Here is a 26,360-nt window from a genome sequence, read left to right as displayed (position 1 = left end):
GACGTGCGTCAGACCCCGGTGCCGCGCAGGACCGCCGGCACGGTCCGGCACAGGATCCGGACGTCCGAGGCGAGCGACCAGGTGTCGATGTAGGCGAGGTCGAGCTCGACCCACGCCTCGAAGTCGCCGTCCTGGCGGGCCGAGACCTGCCACAGGCCGGTCACGCCCGGCTTGACCGACAGGCGCCGGCGGTGGCGGAGGTCGTACATCGACACCTCGTGGGGCATCGCGGGCCGCGGACCGACGAGGGACATCTCGCCCTTCAGGACGTTGAGGAGCTGGGGCAGCTCGTCGATGCTCAGCCGCCGCAGCCACCGCCCGATCGGGGTGACCCGCGGGTCGTTGGTGGCCTTGAACGCCACGCCGTCGCGCTCGTTGAGGTGGGCGACCTCGGCCAGTCGGGCCTCGGCGTCGACGACCATGGTGCGGAACTTGAGCAGCCGGAAGGGACGCCCGTGCAGGCCGACCCTCGTCTGGGCGAACAGGATCGGGCCGCCGTCGCCGACCTTGACCGCCACGGCGGCAGCGGCGAGGACGGGCAGGCAGCAGACGACGGTGATCGCGGCGATCACGACGTCGATGACGCGCTTCACCCCGACCTGGATGACGTCGTCGGGGGTGGTGGTCAGGCTCAGCAGCGGGGCGCCGACGACGTCGTCGACCCGGGTGCCACAGCCCAGGTCCTCGGCCACCCACAGCGGCATGCGGATGGTCTTGCCCTGCTCGCGGGCGACGGCCACGCAGTCGCGGACCAGGTTCCACTCGGTGAACGGCAGGCAGACGACGACGTCGTCGACGATCTCGGTGGCCAGGATGTCCGCGAGGTCCGCCAGGTCGCCGAGCCGCCGCTCGTCCGTGGCGCCGGGGATGTCACGGCCCACGTAGCCGATCAGGGTCATGCCCAGGTCCGGGCTGTCGTGCACGACCGACACGAAGCGGGCGCCCTCGACGTCCCCGCCGACCAGCAGGACCCGGCGGCGCCAGCGGGGGTCGGCCTGGCGGCGGCGGAGCACGATCCCGGTGACGGCGCGGCTGGCGGTGACCCATGCGCCGGTCGCGGCGAGGGCGCCGAGCAGGAGCGGGCGCGAGACGTCGCCCACGTCGAGGACGACGATCACCGTCGCGCCGATCAGCACCAGGGAACCGGCCCCGGCCGCGCCCGCGGTGACGGCGGAGGCGAGCGTCCAGCTGCCGACCATCCGGTAGAGGCCGAGGCGGCGCCACACCACCGGCGTGACGAGGAGGACGATGACGGCGGCGGCGAGGTGGACGCTGCCTGACGTGTCCCGCTCCGGGGCGTGCCGCAGGGCGACCACGCCGAGGAGGCCGATCAGAGCGAGGACGTCGGCGGCGGTCAGGGCCGCGACGAAGCCGAGGAGGTGGTCCTGCACCAGCCGGGTGTCGTGCGGCCGTCGGGGCGGCGGGCGGAACCCCGGACCGCCCTCGGCCGGGCGGTGGTTGAGCGTGGGCTGCACCGTCGTCGACATCCTCGTTCCCTCTGCCTCGCGTCCCCGCCCCTCGGTGGAGGGTTACGGCATCTCGCGACGGGATCCTTAGGGCGGGCTGGGGGCGCACGCGCCGTGTGCGCCATCCCGCCCGACGGAGGCCCTCGGGTGGGAGGATGTCACGATGCGGCCACGCCACGTCTGCGGGACCGGCGCGATGTGCGTCGGCGCAGCGAACGTCACGGGGAGGCCGCTCCGGTGAGGGCGGGATCGCGGGACCGCACCGCGGTGGCCGCCGTGTCGGTGCTGGCGGCGTCGAACGTGATGACCAACCGGGTGCTGCCGCCGGTGGCCTACGTCCCGTGGAACCTGGGGCTGGCCGCCACGCTCGTCGCGCTCGCGCGTCGCGCCGGGTGCGACGACGCGGCGCTGGGGCTGGACCGCCGCGACCTGCGGCGGGGAGCGGTCGCGGGCGCGGCGGGGGCCGCGATGGTCGCCGCCGGGTACGGCGCCGTGCTGGCCTCGGGCGCGGGGCGGACGGCGTTCGCGGACGAGCGCGTCACCTCCTTGTCGACGTCAACCGCCTGGTGGCACGTCCTGGTGCGGATCCCGCTGGGGACGGCGCTGGCGGAGGAGGTCGCCTTCCGCGGGGTCCTGCCCGCCCTGTTGGAGGGGACGAGCCGACCGTCGTGGGCACCCGGTGCGGTGTCGTCGCTGCTGTTCGGGGTGTGGCACATCCTGCCGGCCCGGGAGCTGCGTCGGCAGAACGCCTCGGTGGAGGGGCTGGCGACGGCGCACGGCGAGCTGCCCGTCCTGGTCGCCCAGGTGGCGGCGATGACCGCGGCCGGCGGCGTCCTCCACGTCCTCCGGCGCCGGGCCGGGCACCTGGTCGCGCCGATCGGTGTGCACGTCGCCGCCAACGTGCTCGGCCTCGCGGCTGCGCGGTGGCTGGCCCGCGGGACCGATCGCGCCGGTGGGGTGATCGCTGAGAGGACCCGCCCGGGACGGCACACTCGTAGGTGATGCCGCTGCTGGTGCTGCTCCTCGTCGTCGTGATCGTCCTGGTCATCTACAGCCGTCGGCAGGACCGGGCGAACGCCCCCATCGTCGTGCCCGCGCCGAACCGCCCCGCGCCACCACGGCACCAGCGGGTGACCGACCGGGAGCTGGCACAGCGCGTGGAGTCCCTCAAGCAGGCCATCGAGGCCGAGACGATCCCGCACGAGGACGCGGTCGCCAGCCTCGTGCGGACCTGCGGGGTCGAGTGGGACGTCGCGCGGTCCCTGCTCAGCGACTGACAGCCCGTCCGGCTGTCGGGCCGGACGCCGGCGGCCGCTGGTCAGCTGCCCTCGTCCTCGACGAGGCGGGTCAGGAGCCCCTCGATCGCGTGCATGCCCACCGTCAGCTCCCCGAGCGTGCGGTCGATCCGATCGAAGCGCCGGGTGTGCTCGGCGTGCATCGCGGAGTGCTCGGCCAGGATCGCGGTGTGCTCCGCCAGGATCGCGGTGTGGTCGGCCAGGACGGCGGAGTGCTCGACCTGGGTCTGCCGGAGCGCGCTCAGCAGCTCCACGTCGTGCCGACGGGCAGTGCGGATGTCGTCGAGCCCGGACTCGAAGGCGTCCACACGCTGCTCCACATCGGTGATGCGTCCTTCGAGATCAGGCACCGGGGACTCCGCGATCGAGTGAGTTCTGATGCTAGTCGGGGACCGATGTGGTGGCGAGACCGATCGATGCTCCTGTGGACGGCCAGCCCGATTCAGCTCGTGGCCCCCGAGAGCAGGGTCGTGCAGCGCTTGCGGTCGGGGAAGGAGGACTGCGTGCCGGGCCGGGTCACGCTGTCGCTGGCGCAGCGGACGCCGAGGTCGATGCTCGCCTCCACCCCGCGGCCGAGGGCCATGCCGACGGCGAAGGCGCCGATGAAGGCGTCACCCGCGCCGGTGCTGTCGACGGCGTCGACCGAGGGAGCCGGGACGCGCACGACCGCCCCCTCCCCCACCAGCACAGCCCCGGCCGCGCCGAGGGTCACCAGCAGGCGGGGTCCGAGCGCGCGGACCGCCCCCTCCAACGCGGTGTCGTCGTTGGGGTCGACGGGGCCCACCAGACCCTCCAGCTCCACCTCGTTCGGCACCAGCCAGTCAGTGGCGGCCAGCAGCTCGGTCGACAGCGGGGCGAACGGCGCGGGGTTGAGGATCGTCACCGCTCCGCGGCGCCGGGCGGCCTCGAACGCGGCGGTGGTGGCGGGCTGGGGGACCTCGAGCTGCCCGACGACGACATCCACGTGCGCCAGCGCGGTGATCGCGGAGACCGCGGCGTCCGCCGTCAGCTCGTCGTTCGCCCCCGGCACGATCACGATGCGGTTGCTGCCGTCGGCCTCCACCCAGATCGGGGCGATCCCGCTGGTGCCCGGGACCTGCCGGACGTGTGCGGTGTCGACGCCCATCTCGACCAGGTTGTCGAGCGTCTGCTGGCCGAAGGCGTCGTCCCCGACGCAGGCGACCATCGCGACCTGCGCACCGAGCCGCGCGGCCATCACCGCCTGGTTGGCGCCCTTGCCCCCGAAGCCCTGGCTGAACCGGCGGCCGATGACGGTCTCGCCCGCCGCCGGGACGCGGTCGACGTAGGCGATCAGGTCGATCATCGTGCTGCCCACCACGGCGATGCGCGGGGTGGGCGTCGGGTCGGGCGGCATGGCTGGGGCTCCTCTACGGTCCGGGGTTCTGGATCCTCGACCACGACACAGGAGACCATGTTGACCCCGCCCCACTGGAGCTCACCCGTGCTGCGCTCCTGCCTCCCCGTGACGGAGACGGCCGAGCACGTGCAGATCTCAACCGAGGCGATCGAGTCGGTGGCCTCGTGGATGGCGTACGAGACGTTCGTGTTCCCGCGGAACCTCTCCCTGGCCCCCTACGACGTCGACCGGGACCCCGACAAGGCGATCGACCTGATGATGCTGGTCGCTTGCCTCAACTTCGCGTTCACCGACTTCGAGACGGGCGAGACGTTCATCGTGCAGCGAGACGGGGAGCAGCTGGTCGACACCGACGGGATGTCGGCCTGCCTCCACGAGGCGCTCGAGCGGGGTGAGCCGCTCCTCGACGGCGCGCACTGGACGACGATCACCGAGGGGTACCTCGACACGATCTTCGAGGGGTCGATCACCATGCCCCTCAACGCCGAGCGGGCGCAGATCCTCAACGACGTGGGTCGACGGCTCGTCGAGCGCTACGACGGGCACTTCCACACCTTCATCCGCGACTGCGAACCCGCCATGTACGCCGACGGCCAGGGGATGCTGGAGCGGCTGGTGCGCGAGTTCCCGCGGTTCGACGACGTCTCGACGTACCGCGGGCAGGAGGTGCAGCTGCACAAGCTGGCCCAGCTCGCCCTGTGGTCGCTGCGCGGCGCGGAGCTGATCGAGCTGCGCGACCTCGACCGCATGACCGCCTTCGCCGACTACATCGTCCCGGTCGCCCTGCGCGTCATGGGCATCCTCACCTACAGCCCGGAGCTGGAGGCCACGATCACCGAGCGGGGCATCGTGGCGCGCGACAGCGACGAGGAGATCGAGATCCGGGCCAGCACCCTCGTCGCCACCGCGCAGCTGACCGACGCGATCAACCGGCGACGGCCCGACGACCGGCAGGTGATCATCCCCCAGATCGACTACCGCCTGTGGAAGACGTACCACGCGACCTTCTGGCCCCACCACCTGACCCCGACCACGATGTACTGACCGGCGGCGTGTGGTTGCATCGGAGGGGTGGAGGGGTGGAACGACCCGCGCTGGTCCGACGACGCCCCGCCGGCGGAGCGGATGCTGTACGAGCGGATCGCCGAGTCGGTGGGTGACCGGGCGATCCTGCTCAACGAGGTCATGCTGAGCGTCCCCGACCGCGGGCGGCTGGCCGAGGCGGAGGCGGACCTGGTCGTCGTGGACCCCGACCACGGGGTGGTGGTCGTCGAGGTGAAGGGCGGCACGGTGTCCTACGACGCCACCCGGCGGTCGTGGCGGCGCCGGGAGGCCGGCATGGCCGAGATCCGCGACCCGGTCGCCCAGGTCAAGCGGGTCCGGTCGTTCCTCAGCCGGGCGCTGGCCGACGCGCAGCTGCCCGTCGAGACCATCCCGATCCGCTGGGCGGTCGCCACGCCGGAGTGCACCCTCGACGCCCCTGGCGACCCGGTGCTCGGCGACGACCGGCTGTGGGACGCGCGGGCGCTGGCGGACGTGCCCGGGTCGTTGCGGCGCGTGCAGGGTCCGATGGTCGACGGGGAGGAGGCGATCGGCGAGCTCCGCGCCGAGCGGATCGCCCGGGTGCTGCGGGGCCGATCGGTGGAGGGGACGCCCAGCACGGCGCTGGTGGTCGGTGCCCACGACGCGCGGGTCCGGGCGCTGACGGCGTCGCACCGCAACGTGATGCACCGGTTCACCCGGGACAAGAAGGTGCTGGTCCGCGGGGCGGCCGGGACGGGCAAGACGGTCTTGGCCTTGGAGGTCGCCGCGAAGTTCGCCGCCCAGGGCGACCGGGTCCTGTTGACCTGCTGGCACAAGCTGCTCAGCACCCACCTGCGCCGGCGGCTGGAGGAGCGGTTGCGCGCGATCCAGTCCCCGGCGGCTGACGAGGTCACCGGGGAGGTGTCGGGTCACGTCGTCGTCAACGACCTGGTCTCGCTGGTCAGCGACCCGGGCGAGATGCCCGGCCGGGAGGGGCTGACGGAGTGGTACTACCAGGTCCTCCCCGACCGGTTGGGCCAGTCCGGGGTGGCCGGCGAGTTCGATGTGATCGTGCTGGACGAGGCGCAGGACCCGAACGAGCTGTGGCTGATGGCCCTGGCCGGCCTGCTGCGCGACGGCGGGCGGTGGTACGCCTTCGCCGACCGCCAGCAGGACCTGTTCGGCACCGCCCCGACGTTGCGGGACTTCGTCGACGTCGAGCACGAGCTGCGCGAGAACTTCCGCAACTCCGTCGAGATCGCCAACTTCGCCCGGCTGTTCGGCGCGGTGGAGACCGACTGCCTGACCGGGTCGGGCCCGCCGATCCGCTTCGAGCGCGTCCCCGCCGACCGGGTGGTGGGGAGGGTGCCGGAGTTCGCCCGGAAGCTCGTGCGGGACGAGGGGTTCGCGGCCGGCGACGTCGCCTGCCTGTGGCTGTACCACAACCCCCTGCAGGGCGACCCGGCCGCGCTGATCGCCCAGGACGACGCCGGCGAGACGGTGACCACCAACGCCGCGGCGTTCAAGGGGATGGAGCGCCCCGCGGTCGTCCTCGGCCTGGACCTGCGGTCGGACAAGACCGCCGAGGAGCTCAGCCGCAACGTCTACGCGGCGGCGACGAGAGCCCGCTCGCTGCTGGTCCTGGTCGGTGACCCCGACCAGCTCCGCCGGGCCGGGTTGTACACGTTGGCAGCGCTGTTCAAGGACGCGCCGGCCGCCTGATCATGGGCTCCGCCCGCCAGTCAGTCAGTCTCGTCCTCGACCAGGCGGGTGAGGAGCCGTTCGATCGCGTGCATGCCCACCGTCAGCGTCCCGAGGGCGCTGTCGATCTGGTCGAACCGCCGGGTGTGCTCGGCGTGCATGGCGGAATGCCTGGCCAATGTGGCCGAGTGCTCCGCCAGGGTCGCGGAGTGCTCGGCGAGGATCCCGGACTGCTGTGCCAGGACGGTGGAGTGCTCGACCTGCGTCTGCCGAAGGGCGGTCAGCAGCGCCACGTCATGTCCGCGGGCAGTACTGATGTCGCCGAGGTCGGCCTCGACCACGTCCAGTCGGTGCTCCGCGTCGGTCATGCGGCCTTCGAGATCGGACATCGGGGCTCCGGGGGGCGGCTATTGGACCGATGCTACGGGCGGGCCGCTCACGTGGCGAGACCGATCGGGACGCCTGTGGACGGCCTACAGGTCCACATCCGGCCGTGCAGGACCGCTGTCGATCCACCGCGCGGGCAACGCAGCGATGGCGCGACGGAGACGCACCCCCGCGTCGAAGAACCAATCGATGAAGTCCTCGTGCCGATCGACGTCGGCAGCATCACCATCGTCGCGGTACTCAGCGATGCGGCACGCCCGACGGTTCGAGAGCGGCTCGAACGACAGCTGCCGTCCGTACTGCTCCTCGAGCAGATCGCGGTGCGCCGACAGGGCGTCGAACGTCCGCTGGTTGACCTCGCCATCCTCGGAGTCGATGTAGAGCTCGTGGCGCAGCCGTGCCCCCGCCGCGAAGCTCACCGAGATGTACGCCCCGGGTACCCCCGCGGGTTGGCTTATCCAGTTCGCGGTCTGCGGCTTCCGTGCCCTCGTCCACCCCGGGTGCTCATCGTGGACGCGTTCGAGGTAGCGGGTCCAGAACCGCAGGTAGATCTCGCCCTTGCCGCCGGACTGCTCGGCCCGCGCGGCAGCCCTGACGTGCTTCTGCCAGTCGTTCGGCTCGGCCACGACGTCGAGGAGCGGCGCAGGCGCAGAGGTGCCGATGCGCACCACCCGCAGCTCCACGCCGAAGAACCGGATGCCCTCCCCGGTCTCCTGGTTCAACCAGTCGAGCGCCTGTCGGTGCTCGTCGCGCATCCTCGTGGCGATCCACACGATCGTCGCGGCCCCGGTCCCAGCGGTGTGGGTGAGGAGCTGACCGAGGTGGCTGTGATCGGTCGCCTCCAGCTGGTTCTCGACGATCAGCACCGCATCGTGCGTCAGGTCGCGGCCGACGAGATCGAGGGCGTACGGCCCGACCGGATGCTCCGCCGCGGTGAACTCGAGCTCGATGCCGAGCGCCTCCGCCAGGTCATCGGGATGGGCGAGCAGCCACGGCGTGAAGTCCTGTGCCTCGTGCGCCCACACGGTGCGCGGCACGACCGGTTCGAGGCGGCCGAGCTCGATGTCCATCGGATCCTCTCCCGTCGATCGTGCGGGTGCTCGCTGTCGCACCCCCGTGCGATCATCTTGTCATGCGCGTGGGGGTCATCGGCTTGCGGTGGGATCGGACCGCGGAGCTCATCCGCACCCTCGTGGAGGGGGGCCACGCGGTCGTGGCGGTCCACGAGGGCGCGATGGACGAGAGTCCGATCCCCGAGCAGTCGATCGACGCGCTGGGGAGCGCCATCGACGAGATCGAGAAGGTCGCCTGGGACGTGGGCGTGCACGACGACCTCCGGTACAGGGGCTGGCAGGTCGTCGCCGACCACCTCGAGGACGTCGACGCGGTCGTCCTCGGCCGCTGGTACGGCTGGTTGGAGGAGGAGGTCGGCACCCAGGCCATCCGCTGGGCACGCGACCGCGGTGTCCAGGTCATCTTCCTCGAGTCGCCCTCGCCGATCGAGGATCAGACCGTCCGGAGGATGACGGCGGCGGCTGAGGATCTCGACGCCGTCGACCTCGTCCGGTTCCTCCGCGACCCACCGACCGATCTTCCCCTTTCGCGCCTGTCCGCCGTCGATGAACCGCTGACGTGCCTCTCGCGCGCCGGATGGCAGATCCTCGACCTGGCGGAGGTGGACCGGCTCGCCGAGTCGGCCCGCGAACACCTGGGCCTGCCACTGGCCGGGCGGTTGTGGCGCCCGACCGGCAGCTGGGTGCTGGGCGGCGCGTGGCGCGGCGTGATCGAGACCACCGAGCCGGACGGCGGCACGGTGGAGATCGCTCCGCCGGACGGCATCCCACTGGCCGTCCTGCAGTCGATCGACGCCGAGGGGCAGGTGGACGCCATCCGCCTCGTCGGCGACACCGACGCCTTCGAGGGGCCGGTCGCCCCAGCGCCCCGCCGGGTGGTGCACGCTGCTGACGGCCGGATCGTGGTCCGGAGCACCGAGGGGGACCCGCAACACGACGTGCTCGACGTCCGGCCTGGCTGGTACGTCGTCCAAGCCGAGGCCGAACCCTGCGGCGCCCAGGTGTACCGCATCCCCGACCCAGGGCGGCGGTCACCACGGCGACCGACGGCGTGCCCGATCTGCGGCGAGCTCGAGGTTCCCGTGGTGTACGGCTACCCCAGCCCGGAGTTGGTGGACATGGCCGAGAGGGGCGAGGTGCAGCTAGGCGGCTGCATCAGACCGTTGCTGCCGACCCCGCGGCGGTGCAGCCGCTGCGCGACGTGGCTGGAGCAGGGCGAGGACGGGTGGGAGGCCGCACCGTGGGACGGCCGGCAGCTGGAGGTCCTGGCGTGGGGCTCGGTCTGACCGCAGCAGCCAGCGCAGAGCGGCTGGAACCGGTTTGCCGCGTGAACCCCGTCATCGTCCGCTGGCCCTCGTCACACCAGCCGAACGCTTCTCACGCCTGCGCTCCTGCCGGTCACGGACCGCGTCGATGACGTCGTGGACGGTGTCGAGCATCCGTTCCAGCTCGACCGCGGTCGGCGGCATCTCGTAGATGTGGTGGTGGCTGGCGGCGGACAGCCGCCCCCACACCAGGGCAGCCTGACGCGCGACCTGCCGATCGAAGACGAACGGGAGGGTCAGGTGCATCGCCCGTCCACTGACCTCCTTCAGCTGGGGGAACAGGTCCCAGATCGCGTCTTCCAGCGCACTCCGACCCAACAGGGCGGCCGCCCTGCTCGCCGTCCCACCCAGTTCGCCGACGCCTCGACTGGCGAGCGTCCGCGCCTCCGCCAGCACCTCCTCCGGCGTCATGCTGGTGCTTCCTGCCGAAGCTTCTTCACGAGACCGTCCAGGTGGCGCACGAAGACGGCGTCCTCGATGACCCGCTCCCCGACGTGCGTGCCGCGCTTGCAGTCCTTCAGCACGTCGGCGTAGCCGTCGAACCAGCCCGCGAGGGTCGGGGTGACCTTCGTCGTCGCGTCGCGGTCGTCGGAGTCGAACAGCGCCAGGGCGATCAGGTCGTGGACGCGCTTGCCGTCCAGGCGGCGCTCGACCTCACTGTGTGGGATGCCCCGACCGAGCCACCGCCGGCGGATGCGGTCGACAGTGAGCGCCTCGAGCGCCCCCCGTCCCATCTGCGCCACGAGCTTCGCGCGAACGGGAGCCGGCAGTTCCTCGGTCCGTGCCACCGCACGAGCGTCGTCCAGGTACCGGTCGACGGGATCATCGACCGTGCGGAGGTCGATCTCGGACCGTGGCCGACGATGCACCTCCCAGACGGTGGCAGGGATCTGCAGCTGCCGGACCGCATCCGGCAGGCGTGTGTCGTGCGTCATGACGACGACCTGACGGGTCTTGGCGACCTCTGCCAGGACGGTGGCCAACCCCTCGACCCGCGCGGGATCCATCGCCTGCACCGGATCGTCGAGCACGACGAAGCGGAACGGGCTCTCGTCCAACGTGGCGCGTGGGAGGAAGACGGCGAGGGCGAGGGAGTGCAGCTCTCCCTGGCTCATGACGCCGAGTGCGTTGGCGCCGGTCTCGTCGACGGTGACGTCCAGCTCGAGGCTGCGCCGCTGACCCGCCCGGTACAGCGACACGTCCTCGAGGCTGACGTTCGACTCGAGCCGCAGCCGCTCCCAGTAGGACCGCACGGCCTCGCGGATGGGGGCGAACCGCTCCGCCTCGATCTCCGTCGCGCAGGCGGCCAGCCACTTCTCCGCCGTCTGCGCCTGGATGGCTCGTGCCTCGGCGAGGCGTGCTTCGCGCGCGTCCTCGACCCACCGGGTCACGGCGACGGCCAGCGGACGCCAGTCGTCCTGCCGGCGGTCGAGCTCACGCGATGCTGCAGCGCGCAGCTCACGGAGCTGCTCGTCGAGCGCATCGACGGCGTCCACGAGGTGCCTTGCCAGCGCCCCCGGATCCTCGGGCGCGTCGAGCAGCCGCTGCCACGCGGCGAGCGCCTCGACGGCGTTGACACCGACCAGGCTCGCGTCCTCCAACGTCGCCGGCAGGGATGGCATCAGACGGCGTGCCTGCTGACGGGCCACCGACATCGCGGCCTCGGCATCGCGGACCACCCGCGCCTGGTCCGCCAACCGCTCGGCTTCGGCCTCGGCGGTGGAACGCCAGTCGTCATCGAGCACGGTGCCGGAACCACAGAGGGGGCATGGCGTGGGACCGTCGTGATCGACGCAGGCGATGGCCTGGCGGAGCAGCTGCGCGATGCGGTCGGCACGGCCGGCGTCGGTGGCCGCCGCCGCGGCGTGCGCGGCTGCGGCGTCCCGCAGCTGCTCGGCGACCTGCGCGGCGTCCGAGGGGTGGGGAGCGTCGATGCCGATGAGCGCGCGGAGGCGTGAGAGGTCCGAGGTCGGTGCGGTCGTGTCCTCTTGCACTGCGGCAAGCGCAGCAGGCAGATCCCAGTCCTTGCCGTCTATGGCCGTGAGCACGTCGTCGGCTCGGTCGTCGTGGCTCGCTCGGAGCTGGGAGATCAACTCCTTCCGCGCGTCGGTGACGGCCTTGATCGGCTTCGAGTCCGCGAGTCGAGACTGGCGCAGCACCTCGACGGCGCCCCGCAGCGGATCGACGCCGAGGATGGCCGCGATGGCGTCATAGAGGTCCGCGGGCCGGCCGTCGAACATGCCGCCGAGCTCGTTGAACGATAGGAGGGGCCGGAACTGGTTGAGCGCAGCGGCCCAGCCGAGGTCCCTCAGGCGCCGACCGTCGTCCAGCTCGCTGTGGCCGGCGGTGACATCGTTCTCCCCGTCCGGCCACCGATGGATGAGGTCGCAGGGGGCGTCGCCCACCCCCACAAGTCGGGTGGTGATCGCCGCGTCGCCGTCGTGGTGGAGGTTGCGCCAGGTCTCCTGCCATGCCTTCGGTCGCCCGGCCCATCGCGACGACGTGCCGGTCAGGCACATCTCAAGTGCCTCGGCGAAGCTCGACTTGCCCGACCCGTTGCGCCCCACCACGAGCGTGAGACCCGGACCAGGCGTCAGCGGCAGTTCACGTCGCGGCCCGATCCCGCGGAAGCCCTCGACGGCGATGCCCGCGAGGAACACCCCGGCCACGTCGCCATCGTCACGCTGGTCGGGTTCCGAATCATCCGGCCACGTCGCGTCGGCTGAGCGATCCAACGGCGTGCCGGTGCATGCCGCGGTGACCAGCTGCACGGTCGCCTCGTCGAGCCCCGCGTCGGCCAGCCGCTGCCGGACGGCGGCAGCGAGTTGCGGTTCCATGGAGTTCCCCTCCGCCAGGCCACGGTCTCCCGCCGGGCCGGCCCTGTCGATCAGTCCACCTCAGGATGCCCCATGGCTGCGACATGGATGGCGAAGCAACGGAGCCAGGGTTGGGTCCTGCGCTCCGCGATCAACCGATCGGCCACGGCTTGACCACCTGCAGCGTCGGCCAGCTGAACGCCCACCGGCCGACACCCTGCACGCGCACCGCGGTGTGCTCGGGTTCCAGACGGACGGTGGCGCCCGCGCCGGCCCACGCACAACCCAAGACGACGCGTGGGCCGTGAGTGCGCGCGGCATCTCCGGCTCCACGCACCAGGTCGTCGTCGGGGCAGATGCACGCCACCAACGACGCGTCGTCCGCCTCCGCAGGAAGCGCAGACCCCGTCGGGGACACCAGGACCACTGGTGCCTCGGCGAGGGCCCCGAGCCGCGCTGAGAGCCTCGGCCAGTCCCCGGCGCGGAGGTCTCCGCGTCGCAGGACGTCGAGGCGGATGCCGCCGTGCGCGATCAACACCAGCATGACGAGCTCGTGGAGATCCTCATGCGCGACGATCACAACCGGGTCGCGACGGTCAGCCACCGCATCGATGTAGGACGAGATCCACCCGAGCTGCACCCCCACCGGTCCTGCCAACGATGTCGTCGTGCCCCGCGGTGCTGCCCACGTCCACTCACCGGGTTCGAGGGCAGTCCCCATCCACCCGGGGGTCCGTGGGACCGCCACGGGCGGGCGATCCATGAGCACCTCATGTCGATGCTCGATGGCGTCGAACGCCGCCAGCAGCTGATGCGTGAAGGGGATGGGTGGCATCGCGATCATCATCTCGCTGTGGTGTGACGTCGCCAGCACGTGCTGAAGGCCTCCACTACCCTGCGCGGCTGAGAGCGGTCACCGACCTGGGAGGGAGCATGTCCGACGGCGACGCACCACAGATCTGGATCACCGGCGACCCGATCGACCCGAGGGCCGCCGTCGAGTTCCTCGTCGAGCGCTACCCGCGGGACACCGTCCGCTACTACGACTACGCCGACATGGAGGTCGGCGAGGACCGCCGCTCTCCGGTGGATGACGTCACGCTCACCGACCTCGGCCGACTGACGTGCATCGGTGCGGGACTCACATACGAACGCAGCCACGTCCTGCTGCGCGAGGCCGCGGACGCCCCGTGGCCCGAACTCGATGTGGCCCCGCTGACCGCGCACGCAGGGGGCGAACAGTTCGTGCATGCCGAAGGCGTGGCTGCCATGTGGGTGCTCTTCGACTACTGGACCAGCCTGGGCGGCCTCGCCTTCGGGACGGTCGGGAAGCTCCTCCACATCAAGTGGCCGGATTTCGTCCCCATCACGGACAGCGAGTTCCTCGGCGTCTACCAGGAGCGGGCGGTCAAACACCACAACGCCAGCATGGGCATCAAGGAGTCCGTGGGAGACCAACGTGCGCCGACGAAGACGGCGAACGTCCGCGCCTACTGGATGGCCTTCCGTGAGGACCTCGTCGCCTCCTCGGACGGACTGGCACATATGAAGGAACTGCTCAGGGACCTTCCCGCGGACTCTGAGCAGACCGTCACCCACGTGCAACGCTTGAGCGGACTCACAGACCTGCGCCTGCTCGATGCTCTCGTGTGGGGACGGTCCAGGGGCCGCGTCTGAAGCTCACGTCGTGCGAACGGCATCCCGGAACGCTGACGGGGCCATAGGAGAGGAACTCGAGTGCCCGCCATCCCGACTCCAGACACGCCGTACTCCGCCTTCAACCGCGAAGAGCGGAACGCGGTCGCGACCCTCTACGCGTTGCTGTTCCACCGCGACAACCTGGCGGAGTTCGGGGACCTGTTCGGCACCGGGGGGCTCACGTTCGACGACGTGGACACGGAGGTGTTCGTCGAGTTCGCCTACCTGCGTGATCTCTGGCATCAGCACCCGGAGCTCGAGACCCGCCGGCGGATCATCCTCGCCGCAGTCCAGCCCGACGACGCGGCCGAGCTCGAGACCTGCGATCCGCGCACGTTCAACAGGCGGTTCGGCGTCGCGGGACCCATCTCCTCGGACCACATCCAGTCTCCGCAGCGCTGGGGAGTGACGCAGCTCCACGAGACGCTGCGCCTGGATACGGGCGAACCCCTGTCGAACAGCGAGCTCTTGGACGCCTGCCGCTTCAAGTGGTCGTTCAACATCAAGCCGGATCTCGTCGTCCTCTACGGCCGCAACCGCGCGCTGTGCGTCGAGGCGAAGCTCGAGTCCGGCATCAGCAGCTACCCGACCACTGCGGCAGAGAAGTCGATCTTCGATGAGCGCGGACTCGATCGTGTGTCGCAACTCGATGTGCAACGTCACATGTTCGACCGGTTGCTCGAACGGCGGACGACGTACGGACTGCTGTCGCGGACGGGCACGGCTCCGCACCCCGCACTGACCGGCGTGAGCTGGGCGCGACTGCTGACGGCGCTCGACGCCTCTGGCATGCCCCCCTTCATCCAGCGGTGGGTGACGCAGATGATCCAGCCCTGAGGCGCCTGTTCCTCGGTGCCTCGCCAGTCCACAGACGGAGTCCAACGGAAGTGGGTGACAGCGCCTGTGAGTGGGGTCGAGACGCCTATCCAAAGGCCTCAGGCGGACACTCCGTAGCTGTCCTCCCGCGGACGATCCACGGCGGCCCGGCCACGAGTCGCTACTACTCGAACCCCGGGCGCACCGAATCCCTGCACTTGCGTCAAGCTAGCTCGTCCTCTTCTTCCGACACGTGTTGGCTGTGGTCTCGCCAGGCGCTGACGAGCCAGGTGGGCAGTTGATCCGCACGGGGGGCGACTACCCGGGCTCTGGCGTAGCTCATGTAAGGCTCCAGCAGCGTGCGGGCAACGAGATAGCCAGGCTGGACCTGCACAGGGGCCACGAGGTCAGGTGCCGCTGTGATGTCCTCCCGGCTCGTGAGGTAGACCGGCACGAAGTAACTCGTCGTTCCCCAGTAGAGTTGCGGTATGTATAGCCTGCGATGAATCGACCATTGAATAGCTCCTGCGACCGCGCACATTTGCGCAACGGGGGGTGTGTGTTCTAGGAATGCAACTCGGGATTTGTTATCATCAAGAATGTGCTCGTGTGCGATGACAATCTCAGAGTTCAGTGCAATATCAGGCCAATCGGGAAGGTTGGCCGGCTGAGGCAATTCATCCGCCATCGGACGATCAGTCGCAATACGCATGAACCACGGGGCGGCATCCGGTCGTTCGTTCCGTTCGAAGATGATGTATAACGGGGTGCCGTACCTTGTTTGCAGCGTACCCGCAGTCAAGGTGAGTTGGTTGTTAAACCAGGTGTACCGGCCCTGTTGAAGAGATAGTGGCACCTGAACGGCGAGATACTTCACTAGAACGAAGTTGTTCTCGCCCCAGTCTTCATCCAAGGCGAGAGAGGCAAGCCTGTCTCGCACTTCGTCCGGGACAAATGAGAACTGCTTCAGGCCTTGCACGGCACCTGGCCGGTAACCCTCGAAAGGGCGCAGCAAGTCCTCAGCCTTTGGTTCGGCACTCATCAATGACCTCCCGATGGTCCTCCGCTCGGCACTTATCGTAGCCAAGAACCCTCGCCCTCGTTGTTGCCACCGGCGTTGAGCTGAGGGTGGCAACCGCGTTCAGGAGCCAGTAGGCCTACGTCCCGCACCCGCCCAGACCTCAGCAGAAACCGTCTGCCACCAGCCCGTTCGTTGTGGCGCCGGGCCGTTGAGCACCGCGAAGCCCGCCGAAGTGTTCGGACTCCGACTGCGACACGTGGGCGCCCGACAACGCCGGGGGGCGCGGCAAGAGCTCTTAAGGCGCGGGATCGTCCCACTTCGTCCCGTCTGTCCTTCCGTGCTGCACTGCGAGTGGTTCATCCGCCGACGCCGATGCAACACCGTCCGCCTCGGTAGGTGTGCAACACTGTCGCGCCGAGGGGGCCAGAACAGACATGGCAGAGGCTTTGATCGTCCACCGAGCGCCACGCGCGGACGCGCTCGTGGACGCGCGGGGCATCCCCGCCTGGGGCCCGGAGTCCTATCCCGGTCGCCCGGTCCGCGCGACGACCAACGACTACCGCCTCGGCATCTTCAACGGCGACCTCGGCATCGTCATCCGCGACGGCAGTCGCCTGCGCATCGCATTCGACACCTCGACCGGCCTTCAGCCGCTCGACCCTCGCCGCCTCCACGGCCTCCAAACCGTCCACGCCATGACGATCTACCAGAGCCACGGCTCCCAGTTCGACGACGTGGTCATCGCCCTGCCACCCGATGGCCGCCGCACCACCCGACAGCTGTTGTACACCGCCATCACTCGGTCAAGCCGACGCGTCACGGTCATTAGCTCAGATCAGCTCTCACCCACGGTGCAGCGGCGAATCGAACGAACGTCTGCCCTTCAGCCAGGCTGCTGGGGCCGTCAACAGGAAGACGGAGGAGGCACCCTTGCGTGAGCTCTACGCGGCCGCGCTCTACGCCCGCGAATCGACCAATCATCGAGCACGGCCCTTCATTGATGAGTGGATGGACAAGCACCGCGATGGCAGCGCGCTCATCCATATCGACGATGCATCCGATGGCAGTCGCGTCTGCCGCCTGGAGCAGACCCTCAACGGTGTCCAGTGGCGGACCGAGATCCTCCACGGGGCGCCCGACGAGCGGGCACACGTCACGATCCGGATCGGTATCCGCGCTGCCGCCACAGGCTCGATCGCGCCGCTGGAGTACGAGTTCAAGTCACCCGCACTCGTCCGGACGCTGCTCCGAGAGCTGGACGTCTACGACGGTGAGCACGAGTGCCACGCCGACCCCGTCCCCGAGGTGGGCCCGTCACAGGTCGGGGACCTGGTGACGCTGATGCAGAGCGACAGCCGTCGGCTGCCCGTCATCGTGGTCAGCCGGACGTCCCGAGGCAGCGACCTGCTGCTCGATCCGGTGGAACTGTCCAGACAGCTGGCGGGCATGGCCCACGTGCGCGTCATGTCGACACCGCAGAGCTCGTGGACGCTTACGGACGTCGTTGGTGCGCAGCTCTCGGTCTACGACGGAGCGCTGCGGGTGTACTTCCCCAGCTTCACCCCCGACGACGACCCGTACCGGCACCGCCTGACCTTCCCGGACCGCATCAGCGACCGAACCGTCGGCCAGCTCCGCTCGTGGATGGGCACCCTGGCCGCTGCCGCCGTCACCGAACACCCTGCCCGCGCACAGCTCCGCGAGGATCGACGCGTCGCCGCACGTGCGGCAATTGAAGGCTCCGACGTCAACGACCTCCGAGAGCTTCTCCAGCTCTACGAGGCAGACAACGAGGACCTCACAGCCCACCTGCGGGACGAACGTCAACGAGCGGTCGACCTTGAAACCGATCTGTCACGCACCAGAGCCAAAGCGGAGGCGTTGGAGGAGCAGTTCAAGGCGGTGAAGCACCGGGGCCGGCCTGTCGGTCCAGTCGACGCGGCCGAGCCAGCAACGGTCGCGGACGCGGTCGACCGCATCGAGGAGCTGGCCGAGACGACGTGGTACGCCGGCAAGGTCGAGCTGACCGACGGTGCGATCATGTCTGCCCGCGGCTTCGCCAGCTACAAGAAGCCCGGTGAGCTACTCCGCGCTACGCAGGCGGTGATGGAGGCTGGCGCGCTGGTGCACCACGACCACCTCGGCGAGCCACCCGCGGACTTCTTCGCCCGCCGAGGGTTCGGCTACGGGGCCCAGCCGTCCCCACACCTCAAGGTCGACGAGGCCACTAGTCCCGATCAGTGCCTGCGCATCTACTGGGACGTCGACGACGACACGCGGACGTGGACGATCACGAGCATCGGCCCCCACGCATGACGCGATGGACCACCGTGCTGGAACCGCTGCGGGTCCACGTCGAACGGGGACGTCCCGCGGTCTTCCCTCAGCACGACCCGGCGACCCCCGTCTTGCTGGACGCCCTGGAACACTCGGTCACCCTGACCTCCATCGGCCAGTTCGTGGCCCAGGTCGCGCACGAACCGCACGACGTCCTCGAACACGTGCGAGCCATCAACGAGCCGACGGTCCTCACCGACTTCGACGTGCTCTTCCACCCCATGCTGGCCACCGATGTTCCGGCGCTATTGAAGCAGCATTCCCGGCGCGCGCCGTTGGTCGCGGCATGGCCCGGCACGGTCCGTGCCAACCGCTTGACCTACAGCGCAGCAGGGCGTGCCGACTACGTCGATGCGCCAGCGACAGGATTTGTCATCCTCCATCCACGCGCCACCACGTTCCCCGACGAAGTTCCGTACCGCATGGAGATCGCCTGACATGAAATACCGCGACGTCATCGACATCCCGCCCCCGCTCGAGCAGGTGAAGCAGGTCCGCGACTCCGCCAGCGAGGACAAGGCTCGCCGTGACGTCGAGACCTACGTCATCTCCGACCGCATGGCCGATCAACTGACCACGCTGGTCCTCCCCCACCTGCGGTTCGACCAACCCAGCGACAACCGCGGCCTCTTCATCGTCGGCACCTACGGGACCGGCAAGACCCACCTCATGGCGGTCATCGCGGGCATCGCGGAGTTCCCGGACCTACTCGACGTTGTGACCAAAGAGACCGTCCGCACGGCGCTGGAGCCCCTGCGTGGAACCTTCCAGGTCATCCGCTTCGACATCGGGGCCTCAGGCATGTCGCTGCGCGACATCGTCTGCCAAGAGCTCACCAAAGGCCTCGCCGCGATGGGTGTGGACTACCAGTTCCCGCCTTTCGACCAGGTCAGCGGTACCAAGGATCACCTGGTCGAGATGATGGCCGCCTTCGAGGCCGTCTACCCTGACAAGGGTCTGCTGTTCGCGCTGGACGAGCTGCTCGACTACCTGCGCGGCCGCAAGGACGCCGAGCTGTTCCAGGACCTTGCCTTCCTCCGAGAGGTCGGGGAGTCCTCCAAGAACTCGCGGTTCCGTACCCTCATCGGCCTGCAGGAATCGCTGTTCGACAACCCACGCTTCCAGGGCGCCGCCAGCGCGGTGCAACGGGTCAAGGCCCGGTTCGAGCAGCTGCGGATCAGCAAGGAGGACGTGTCGTTCGTCGTCAAGCACCGCCTCCTGCCCAAGTCGCCGACGCAACGCGACCGCATCCGCGACCACCTCACCACGTTCACGCCGTTGTACGACGGGATGGCCGAGCGCCTAGAGGACTTCGTCGATCTGTTCCCCGTCCACCCATCCTACCTCGGCACGTTCGAGCAGCTCCGCTTGGTCGAGAAGCGAGAGATCCTCCGCACCATCCAGGACGAGATCCTACGGCTGGCCGACCAGCAGGTGCCGGACGACCAGCCCGGCCTCGTATGCCTGGACAGCTACCGCCAGCGCATGGACGACGACCCAGGAGCGCGGATGGTGCCCGAGGTGGCCGAGGTGCTCGACAAGAGCGAGGACGTCCGCACCAAGGTGCAGTCCGCGTTGCCCGAGAAGGAGTTCATCCCGACAGCGACCCGCCTGCTCGACGCCTTGGCAGTCCACCGGATGACCACTGAGGACACACGCAGCAAGATCGGGATGACGATCGAGGAGCTGCGCGACCAGGTCCTACCCCTCCCGCCCGGATTGCCGAAGAAGGACGCGTCGTTCCTCCGCATCACGCTCGAGTCCATCCTGCAGAAGACGCTCGTCGCGGTGTCCGGCGAGTACATCAGCAAGAACCAGGACAACGGCCAGTACTACCTCGACCTCGACAAGGACGTCGACTACGACCAGCTGATCGCGCAACGCGCCGAGTCCCTAGATGACAACCGGCTGGACGAGGCCTACTACGTCGCGATGGAGGAGACGCTCGGGGTTCGAGACGACCCCTACAAGGGCGCCTACAAGACGTGGGAGTACGACCTGTCGTGGCCTGAGAAGAAGAGCGAACGCCGCGGCTACCTGTTCATGGGTGCACCCAACCAGCGCTCGACCGCGAAGCCCCCACGCGACTTCTACCTCTTCTTCATCCAGCCCTACGACCCCCCCAAGTTCTTCGACGAGGAGCAGTCCGACGAGGTGCTCCAGCGACTCGCGGCACCTGACGACACCTTCCGCTCCGTCCTGAAGCGGTACGCCGGTGCGCTGGCTCTGGCGAAGGAGTCGACCGGGGAGCGGCGGCCCATCTACGACGCGAAGGCGCAGGCTGCCCGGCAGGAACTCGTCACATGGCTGCGCACCAACATGCGCGATGCCGTCACCCTGACCTACAAGGGCGAGACCCGCACCCTCGCGGAGTGGCTGCACGAGGTCCCCGAACCGGCTACCTCGATCCGCGAGCAGCTGCGGGCTGTCTGGTCGCACATCCTGACCGACCACTTCCGGCAGCGCTACCCCGGCTACCCCACGTTCACCGTCGAGGTGACACCGGGCAACGTGATGGAGGCCGCACGAGCCGGGCTGAACCAGCTGGCCACCCCGGCCAAGTCGACCAGCACGAGCCGTGCGGTCCTTTCGGCGCTGGGGCTCTTGGACCACACCGGAACCATCAACGCCGACGGCACATACGCTGCGGCACTGCTGAAGTTCCTCGACGATGCGGCCCCCAAGGTGCTCAACCGCACCGACCTGCTCACCCAGCGCGACCCTGGGCTGTGGAGCTGGTCCCCATGGCACCTCGAGCCCGAGTGGCTCGTCGTCGTCGCCGCCGCACTGGTTCACCTCGGCCACGCGGAGCTGGCCTACCCCGGGCAGACCATCGACGCCCTGTCCCTAGGAGAGCTGGCGAAGAAGCCGCAGGACGAACTGGTCGCCTTCTCCCACATCGCACCACCAGCAGCCACCCCCACGGACGCGCTCAAGGCTGCAGCGACGCTTCTGGACGTTGCGCCCGGTGCTGTGCCCGCCACAGGGGCCACCACCGACCTCGTCACCACCTTCGGTACCCGTGCCGTCGAGCTGCAATCCAGGATCAGCGAGTTCGAAGACGTCGTGGCCGACGGCATCGAGTTCTGGGGCGACCAGCTCGTCGACCTCCGAGAGGAACGCCGGCACCGCATCCGCGGACTCAAGGCGTTCGTCGAGGACATCGTGCCGCGCAACTCCATAGGCAAGCTGAACAAGCTGAACCTGCCCCCTGCGCAGATCGAGGCTGCTACGGCCGGTAAGGACGAGATCGCCTACCTCGATCTCCTCCGCAAGTCCGCGACCAAGCTCGCCGGTGTGGCCAGCTACCTGCGCGAGGCGGTCAGCGCCTTCGGCGAGCACCACAGCCTGTCCGACGACGCCAAGGCGCTTCGCGAGGACATGCTCGCGACGTTGCAGTCGACTCCCATCGACCCTGCCGCCGTCAGCACGCTCACGTCCCGAGCCGACGAGCTCCGCCAAGACTTCGCAAAGGCTGCTGCAGCCGCCTACACGCACAACTACCTGGACGCCGCTGGAGACAAGCGCAAGGAGCAGTTGCGGACCAGTCCCGAATGGATCGTCGTCGAACGACTGGCCACCATCAAGATGCTGCCCGGTGGCGTGTTCACGACCTTGAAGCAGGAGCTCGCCGACATCCCGACGATCATGAGCCTCGACGCCTCTGCGCTGACGACGTCGGTGATCCACCAAGGTCGCCAACCCGGCACGCTCGAGGGAACGTCCGCCGACGCCAGGCTCGAGCAGCTTGAAACCCGAGTCCTGGAGCTGTACGAGGGATGGACCGCCACGCTGGCCGAGAACCTCGCCGAGCCCGACCTGCAGGAACAGATCGGCCTGCTCGACGCCGGCGTCAGGGACGCGGTCGAGCACTTCCGCGACACCGGCACGTTGCCCGACCCGGTCACCGTCGAGTTCGTCAAGGCCGTCGACCTCGTGTTCAAGCGCTTCGAGATCCGCACCGTCAGCACCGCCGACCTGAGCGCCGCTTTGTTCCCCGGCAGTTCCCCGGCCGCACCAGAGGAACTACGGGCACGCCTCGACGGGCTCCTCGAGACCCTGCTCGACGGCCACACCCCCGACCGCACCCGCATCGTCCTCGCACCGGAGACCGACGCATGACCGACCCGCTCTTCCCAACCGCCGGATCGACCGGCGACTGGGACATCGCCACCGCACGTGACGGGCTTCGCAAGGAACTGGACCACGTCCGCACTACGGAGGGGTTCCCCGTCGGCGACGATGACGCGATCGTCGACGCGAGCTTGCCGCCGTACCACGCGACCTGCCCCAACCCGTTCATGGCCGAGTGGCTCGAACGGGTCCGTACCACCGACGACGAGCGCCCCGACCCAGGTCCGTTCGCCACCGACGTCTCGGTCGGCAAGGGCAACTTCTTCTACAAGGCGCACAGCTACCCGACCAAGGTGCCGCACCCCGCGATCATGCGCTTCCTGCTGCACTACACCCGTCCCGGGGACGTGGTCCTGGACGGGTTCGCCGGTACCGGCGCCACGGGCCTCGCCGCCCAGGCATGCGGGGCGCCGGACGCCAAGACCAAGGAGACGATCGAGGGCGAGCTCGGGCCGGTGTCGTGGGGGTATCGCCGGGCGGTGCTGACAGACCTGGGCCCGTCCGCATCGATCATCGCCGCGGGCCTGAACTTGCCGATCGACGCTGCCGCCTTCGACATCGCCTCGGCGGCGCTGCTGAAGCGCTTCGACACCGAGCTCGGCTGGATGTACGAGACGACGCACAGCAACGGCAGCCCCGCCAAGATCGAGTACACGGTCTGGTCGGAGGTCTTCTCCTGCAACCAGTGCGCGTCTCCAGTTGTCTTCTACGACGTCGCGTACAACGCGAGCACCGGACGCGTCGAGGAGCCGTTCCCCTGCCCCACCTGTGGCGCCGAGCAGGACAAGAAGCGGCTCGAACGACGGTTGACCACCGTCCGTACCCCGGTCGGCGACACCACCTCTCGAATCGAGATGCGCCCCGTCCGCATCCACTACCGATATGGCGGCGCCCGGTACGACAAGGCGCCTGACGAGGCCGACCTCGCTGTCCTGGACCGCATCGCCACCACGCCGCTCGCCGGTCCGGTCCCCGACCACGAGTTCCCGTTCATGCACATGACCCACGAGCGAGCCCCGATGGACAAGAAGGGGTTCACCCGCGTCCACCACCTCTGGGGAGACCGCGCACTCCACAGTCTCGCCTGGCTCTGGACGGAAGCTAATGCCGAATCAGAACCGCTAACCAGGTTCGCGCTGAAGTTCTGGATCGAACAGGCGCTGTGGGGGCTTTCCTGGCAGAACCGCTACAAGCCGACCGACCACTCACAAGTGAATCGCCAACAGACGGGGGTGTACTACGTGCCCTCCCTCCACTCTGAGTGCTCGGTTCGCTACAACCTGGAGGGCAGCCAACCGGCGAGGGGGAAGCGGCAGACGCTGGTGAAGACCTGGCAGCAGACCCCGGCGAAGCTCGACCAGGTGATGATCTCCACCGGCTCGTCGACCTCGATCGACCTGCCGGATGACTCGATCGACTACGTGTTCGTCGACCCGCCGTTCGGCGCCAACATCTACTACGCCGACCTCGCCTACCTCATCGAAGCATGGCATGGCGTGTACACGTCAGCTGACGACGAGGCCATCGAGAACCAGAGCAAGACGGTGCCCCGTAGCCTCGGCGAGTACGGCCGGGTCATGGCCCGTTGCTTCGCGGAGTTCTACCGGGTCCTCAAGCCCGGCCGGTGGATGACCGTGGAGTTCTCGAACCACAGCAACGACGTGTGGCTCACCGTCCAACGGGCGCTCGAGCACGCGGGCTTCCTGGTCGCCGACACCCGCATCCTCGACAAGGAGCAGCTGTCCTACCGACAGGTCACTGCCGACTCCGCGGCCAAGAAGGACCTGGTCATCTCCTGCTACAAGCCCACCGTCCCCTCGCCGGACATCGCCGCCATCGGTGACGGGGACCCGCAGACGGCCTGGGCGTTCATCACGGAGCATCTCGGCAAGGTGCAGGTCGTCGAGGGTCGGCGCGGTGAAGCCGTGCCGATCCGCGAGCGAATGGCCGATCGGCTGTACGACCGCATGATCGCCTACCACGTCAGCCGCAAGATCCCGGTCCCGTTGACCACCACGGAGTTCTACGAGGGTCTCGACCAGCGGTTCCCCGTGCGCGACGGCATGTACTTCCTCGACACACAGGTCGAGACCTACGAACGTCACCGCTTGACGTTCAAGGAGCTGCTCGCCGACACCCTCTTCATCACCGACGAATCATCCGCGGTCCAATGGCTGAGGCAACACCTCAAGGCACGCAGTCGCCCGCTCGCCTACAGCGACATCCAACCCGCCTTCCTCCGAGAGCTCGGCAACAGTCTGGCGGACTGGGAACAGCTTCCAGAGCTGCGGGAGCTGCTGGCTGAGAACTTCATCCAAGACGACGATGGCCGCTGGTACGTCCCCGATCCTAAGAAGGCCGCCGACCTCGAGAAGCTCCGCACCCGCGCGCTTCTGCGGGAGTTCGAGACGCTGACCGCCGGCACCGGCAGGATCGCGACGTTCCGCTCAGAAGCGGTGAAGGCCGGCTTCGACGACGCGTGGGATCGCCAGGACTACGACCTGATCGTCGCCGTCGGTCGCCGCCTGCCGGCCGATGCACTGGTCGACGAGCCGACGCTCCGCTACTACGTCGACAACGCGGACATGCTCGTCCGCTGATGGTGACCGAGTGGATGTGGTGGCCGACCGGCCACGAGGTCGTGCGCGTCCTGGGGACGACCTCGATAGACCGGGTTGAGACGGCTCAGATCGTCATCCCCAGCCGCGCGGCCGTCCATCGCTGTCCCACGGCTGAGCTAGCGACGTTGACCTCGCGACCGTGGGCGCCGGCAGAGGTCGCGTGGCGAGCAGCTGCCTGCCGTGCCATCCAACAACTCGATCCACCAGGGTCAGCAGGCGTGCACGGCACGCGCCTGGCCCCCCTCCCGCACCAGCTCGTCGCGCTCGAGCGGGGACTCGCCCGCAACCCGGTTCGGCTGTTGCTCGCCGACGAGGTGGGTCTCGGTAAGACCATCGAGGCTGGACTGATCCACGCCGAGTTGAAGGCCCGTGGACGGGTCCGCCGCACTCTCGTCATCGCGCCCAAGGGCGTGCAGCTGCAGTGGGCGGCTGAGATGGCCGACCACTTCGACGAGGAGTTCGTGCGCGTGGGGCCCGGCGGCGTGCCGTTCGACGCCGGGATCGATCCGTGGTCCACCTTCGACCAGGTGATCTGCTCGCTGGACGCGGTCAAGCCGCTGACGGCACGTGCAGGGTGGTCACCCCAGCGGGTCGAAGAGCACAACCGCCTCCGGGTCGACGCGTTGGTGGACGCCGGCTGGGATCTCGTCATCATCGACGAGGCTCACCACGTCGCCGGCAGCGACCCGAGTGTCGCCCGTCACCAGTTGGCCCGAAGACTTGCCGAGTGCGCCCCGAACGTGCTGCTGCTGTCGGCCACCCCCCACCCAGGCAAGTCCGACGCCTTCGCCCGCCTGCTCGGGCTGCTCGACGACCGCTTCATCCACGGGCTCGAGGCAACCCGTGACACGGTCGGCCCGCTGGTCGTTCGTGCTGACAAGCGCCGCACCACCGACCAAGACGGCAACCCGCTGTTCCTGCCCCGTACTACGACGTTGCGGAGCATCCCCTACGGCGAACGGCACATCGAGCAGCAGCTCTACGACGCGGTCACCGAGTACGTCCGCCACGGCTACAAGCAGGCGCTGGCCCAGAACCGGCCCGCTGTCGGGTTCCTCGTCCTCCTGATGCAGCGGCTGGCGTCCAGCAGCACGGCGGCGATCCACGCGGCGCTGGAGCGTCGCCACGCCGCGGTCCTCACCGAGGGCACACAGCTACGGCTGTTCCCCGAACACGCCGAGGACTGGGGAGACCTCTCCGGTGAGGAACAAGTCGCAGCCCTCAACAACGCGATGGGCGCCGCGTGGGGAAACGAGCTCCGGGTGGGGG

At 69.2% G+C, this 26,360-nt stretch carries 22 protein-coding genes; 13 read left to right on the top strand and 9 right to left on the bottom strand.

Features of this window, described 5'->3' with window-relative positions; genetic code table 11:
- Window positions 1–8: 8 nt before the first annotated feature.
- Complete coding sequence (locus ACEQ2X_RS00585; RefSeq protein WP_370323795.1) at window positions 9–1,475, bottom strand: sugar transferase; 1,467 nt, start codon at window positions 1,473–1,475, stop codon at window positions 9–11.
- Window positions 1,476–1,703: 228 nt separating this feature from the next.
- Between ACEQ2X_RS00585 and ACEQ2X_RS00580 the strand changes: the two genes are divergently transcribed.
- Together ACEQ2X_RS00580 and ACEQ2X_RS00575 are read left to right on the top strand one after the other, a co-directional pair.
- Window positions 1,704–2,468 carry a CPBP family intramembrane glutamic endopeptidase gene (locus tag ACEQ2X_RS00580; RefSeq protein WP_370323794.1) on the top strand — a complete coding sequence of 255 codons (765 nt, stop codon included), beginning with the start codon at window positions 1,704–1,706 and terminating at the stop codon, window positions 2,466–2,468.
- Window positions 2,468–2,743 carry a hypothetical protein gene (locus ACEQ2X_RS00575; protein ID WP_370323793.1) on the top strand — a complete coding sequence of 92 codons (276 nt, stop codon included), beginning with the start codon at window positions 2,468–2,470 and terminating at the stop codon, window positions 2,741–2,743. Before ACEQ2X_RS00580 ends, ACEQ2X_RS00575 begins: the two co-directional genes overlap by 1 nt.
- 41 nt (window positions 2,744–2,784) lie before the next feature.
- Here ACEQ2X_RS00575 and ACEQ2X_RS00570 read toward each other — a convergent pair whose 3' ends face one another.
- Together ACEQ2X_RS00570 and ACEQ2X_RS00565 are read right to left on the bottom strand one after the other, a co-directional pair.
- Window positions 2,785–3,111 carry a hypothetical protein gene (locus ACEQ2X_RS00570; RefSeq protein ID WP_370323792.1) on the bottom strand — a complete coding sequence of 109 codons (327 nt, stop codon included), beginning with the start codon at window positions 3,109–3,111 and terminating at the stop codon, window positions 2,785–2,787.
- Window positions 3,112–3,203: 92 nt separating this feature from the next.
- Window positions 3,204–4,136, bottom strand: coding sequence for a ribokinase (locus ACEQ2X_RS00565; protein ID WP_370323791.1), 933 nt, complete (start codon window positions 4,134–4,136; stop codon window positions 3,204–3,206).
- A gap of 129 nt (window positions 4,137–4,265) precedes the next feature.
- Here ACEQ2X_RS00565 and ACEQ2X_RS00560 point away from each other — a divergent pair, with 129 nt between their 5' ends.
- Window positions 4,266–5,183 carry a queuosine salvage family protein gene (locus ACEQ2X_RS00560; RefSeq protein ID WP_370323790.1) on the top strand — a complete coding sequence of 306 codons (918 nt, stop codon included), beginning with the start codon at window positions 4,266–4,268 and terminating at the stop codon, window positions 5,181–5,183.
- Window positions 5,184–5,210: 27 nt separating this feature from the next.
- Window positions 5,211–6,884: an AAA family ATPase gene (locus ACEQ2X_RS00555; protein ID WP_370323789.1), complete on the top strand. Its 1,674-nt coding sequence runs from the start codon at window positions 5,211–5,213 to the stop codon at window positions 6,882–6,884.
- Between the two features lie 20 nt (window positions 6,885–6,904).
- Here ACEQ2X_RS00555 and ACEQ2X_RS00550 read toward each other — a convergent pair whose 3' ends face one another.
- Both ACEQ2X_RS00550 and ACEQ2X_RS00545 read right to left on the bottom strand, forming a co-directional pair.
- The gene (locus tag ACEQ2X_RS00550; RefSeq protein WP_370323788.1) at window positions 6,905–7,252 is read right to left on the bottom strand and encodes a hypothetical protein; all 348 of its coding nucleotides are present in this window, start codon (window positions 7,250–7,252) and stop codon (window positions 6,905–6,907) included.
- An 84-nt stretch (window positions 7,253–7,336) separates the two neighbouring features.
- The gene (locus tag ACEQ2X_RS00545; protein WP_370323787.1) at window positions 7,337–8,320 is read right to left on the bottom strand and encodes a DUF4268 domain-containing protein; all 984 of its coding nucleotides are present in this window, start codon (window positions 8,318–8,320) and stop codon (window positions 7,337–7,339) included.
- 62 nt (window positions 8,321–8,382) lie between these two features.
- Between ACEQ2X_RS00545 and ACEQ2X_RS00540 the strand changes: the two genes are divergently transcribed.
- Window positions 8,383–9,609 carry a hypothetical protein gene (locus tag ACEQ2X_RS00540; protein ID WP_370323786.1) on the top strand — a complete coding sequence of 409 codons (1,227 nt, stop codon included), beginning with the start codon at window positions 8,383–8,385 and terminating at the stop codon, window positions 9,607–9,609.
- A gap of 51 nt (window positions 9,610–9,660) precedes the next feature.
- Here ACEQ2X_RS00540 and ACEQ2X_RS00535 read toward each other — a convergent pair whose 3' ends face one another.
- From ACEQ2X_RS00535 to ACEQ2X_RS00525, 3 genes are all read right to left on the bottom strand, one after another.
- Window positions 9,661–10,059, bottom strand: a complete 399-nt coding sequence (locus tag ACEQ2X_RS00535) for a hypothetical protein (protein ID WP_370323785.1) — start codon at window positions 10,057–10,059, stop codon at window positions 9,661–9,663.
- Window positions 10,056–12,485 carry an AAA family ATPase gene (locus tag ACEQ2X_RS00530; RefSeq protein ID WP_370323784.1) on the bottom strand — a complete coding sequence of 810 codons (2,430 nt, stop codon included), beginning with the start codon at window positions 12,483–12,485 and terminating at the stop codon, window positions 10,056–10,058. Before ACEQ2X_RS00530 ends, ACEQ2X_RS00535 begins: the two co-directional genes overlap by 4 nt.
- A gap of 130 nt (window positions 12,486–12,615) precedes the next feature.
- Window positions 12,616–13,299, bottom strand: coding sequence for a hypothetical protein (locus tag ACEQ2X_RS00525; RefSeq protein ID WP_370323783.1), 684 nt, complete (start codon window positions 13,297–13,299; stop codon window positions 12,616–12,618).
- A gap of 98 nt (window positions 13,300–13,397) precedes the next feature.
- Between ACEQ2X_RS00525 and ACEQ2X_RS00520 the strand changes: the two genes are divergently transcribed.
- Together ACEQ2X_RS00520 and ACEQ2X_RS00515 are read left to right on the top strand one after the other, a co-directional pair.
- Window positions 13,398–14,141 carry a DUF6308 family protein gene (locus ACEQ2X_RS00520; RefSeq protein ID WP_370323782.1) on the top strand — a complete coding sequence of 248 codons (744 nt, stop codon included), beginning with the start codon at window positions 13,398–13,400 and terminating at the stop codon, window positions 14,139–14,141.
- Window positions 14,142–14,201: 60 nt separating this feature from the next.
- A complete protein-coding gene (locus ACEQ2X_RS00515) occupies window positions 14,202–14,999 on the top strand; it encodes a hypothetical protein (RefSeq protein WP_370323781.1) in 798 nt (265 codons plus the stop codon).
- Window positions 15,000–15,201: 202 nt separating this feature from the next.
- Here the strand turns inward: ACEQ2X_RS00515 and ACEQ2X_RS00510 are convergent, their stop codons facing one another.
- The gene (locus ACEQ2X_RS00510; protein ID WP_370323780.1) at window positions 15,202–16,020 is read right to left on the bottom strand and encodes a DUF3825 domain-containing protein; all 819 of its coding nucleotides are present in this window, start codon (window positions 16,018–16,020) and stop codon (window positions 15,202–15,204) included.
- A gap of 413 nt (window positions 16,021–16,433) precedes the next feature.
- Here ACEQ2X_RS00510 and ACEQ2X_RS00505 point away from each other — a divergent pair, with 413 nt between their 5' ends.
- From ACEQ2X_RS00505 to ACEQ2X_RS00480, 6 genes are all read left to right on the top strand, one after another.
- Complete coding sequence (locus tag ACEQ2X_RS00505) at window positions 16,434–16,937, top strand: ATP-binding domain-containing protein (protein WP_370323779.1); 504 nt, start codon at window positions 16,434–16,436, stop codon at window positions 16,935–16,937.
- Window positions 16,930–18,315, top strand: a complete 1,386-nt coding sequence (locus ACEQ2X_RS00500) for a hypothetical protein (protein WP_370323778.1) — start codon at window positions 16,930–16,932, stop codon at window positions 18,313–18,315. The genes ACEQ2X_RS00505 and ACEQ2X_RS00500 overlap by 8 nt, the downstream gene beginning before the upstream one ends.
- Window positions 18,282–18,773, top strand: coding sequence for a BREX-3 system P-loop-containing protein BrxF (gene brxF, locus ACEQ2X_RS00495; protein WP_370323777.1), 492 nt, complete (start codon window positions 18,282–18,284; stop codon window positions 18,771–18,773). The genes ACEQ2X_RS00500 and brxF overlap by 34 nt, the downstream gene beginning before the upstream one ends.
- A 1-nt stretch (window position 18,774) precedes the next feature.
- Window positions 18,775–22,458: a DUF6079 family protein gene (locus ACEQ2X_RS00490; RefSeq protein ID WP_370323776.1), complete on the top strand. Its 3,684-nt coding sequence runs from the start codon at window positions 18,775–18,777 to the stop codon at window positions 22,456–22,458.
- Window positions 22,455–25,070 carry a DNA methyltransferase gene (locus tag ACEQ2X_RS00485; protein WP_370323775.1) on the top strand — a complete coding sequence of 872 codons (2,616 nt, stop codon included), beginning with the start codon at window positions 22,455–22,457 and terminating at the stop codon, window positions 25,068–25,070. The genes ACEQ2X_RS00490 and ACEQ2X_RS00485 overlap by 4 nt, the downstream gene beginning before the upstream one ends.
- Before the next feature lie 239 nt (window positions 25,071–25,309).
- Window positions 25,310–26,360, top strand: a 1,051-nt coding sequence (locus ACEQ2X_RS00480) for a DEAD/DEAH box helicase (RefSeq protein WP_370323774.1), incomplete at its 3' end; no start/stop codon positions are given.

It is taken from the genome of Euzebya sp. (assembly GCF_964222135.1).
Lineage (GTDB): Bacteria > Actinomycetota > Nitriliruptoria > Euzebyales > Euzebyaceae > Euzebya.
The sequence above is the reverse complement of the archived record's forward strand: the minus strand, read 5'-3'. Positions and strand labels throughout refer to the sequence as shown.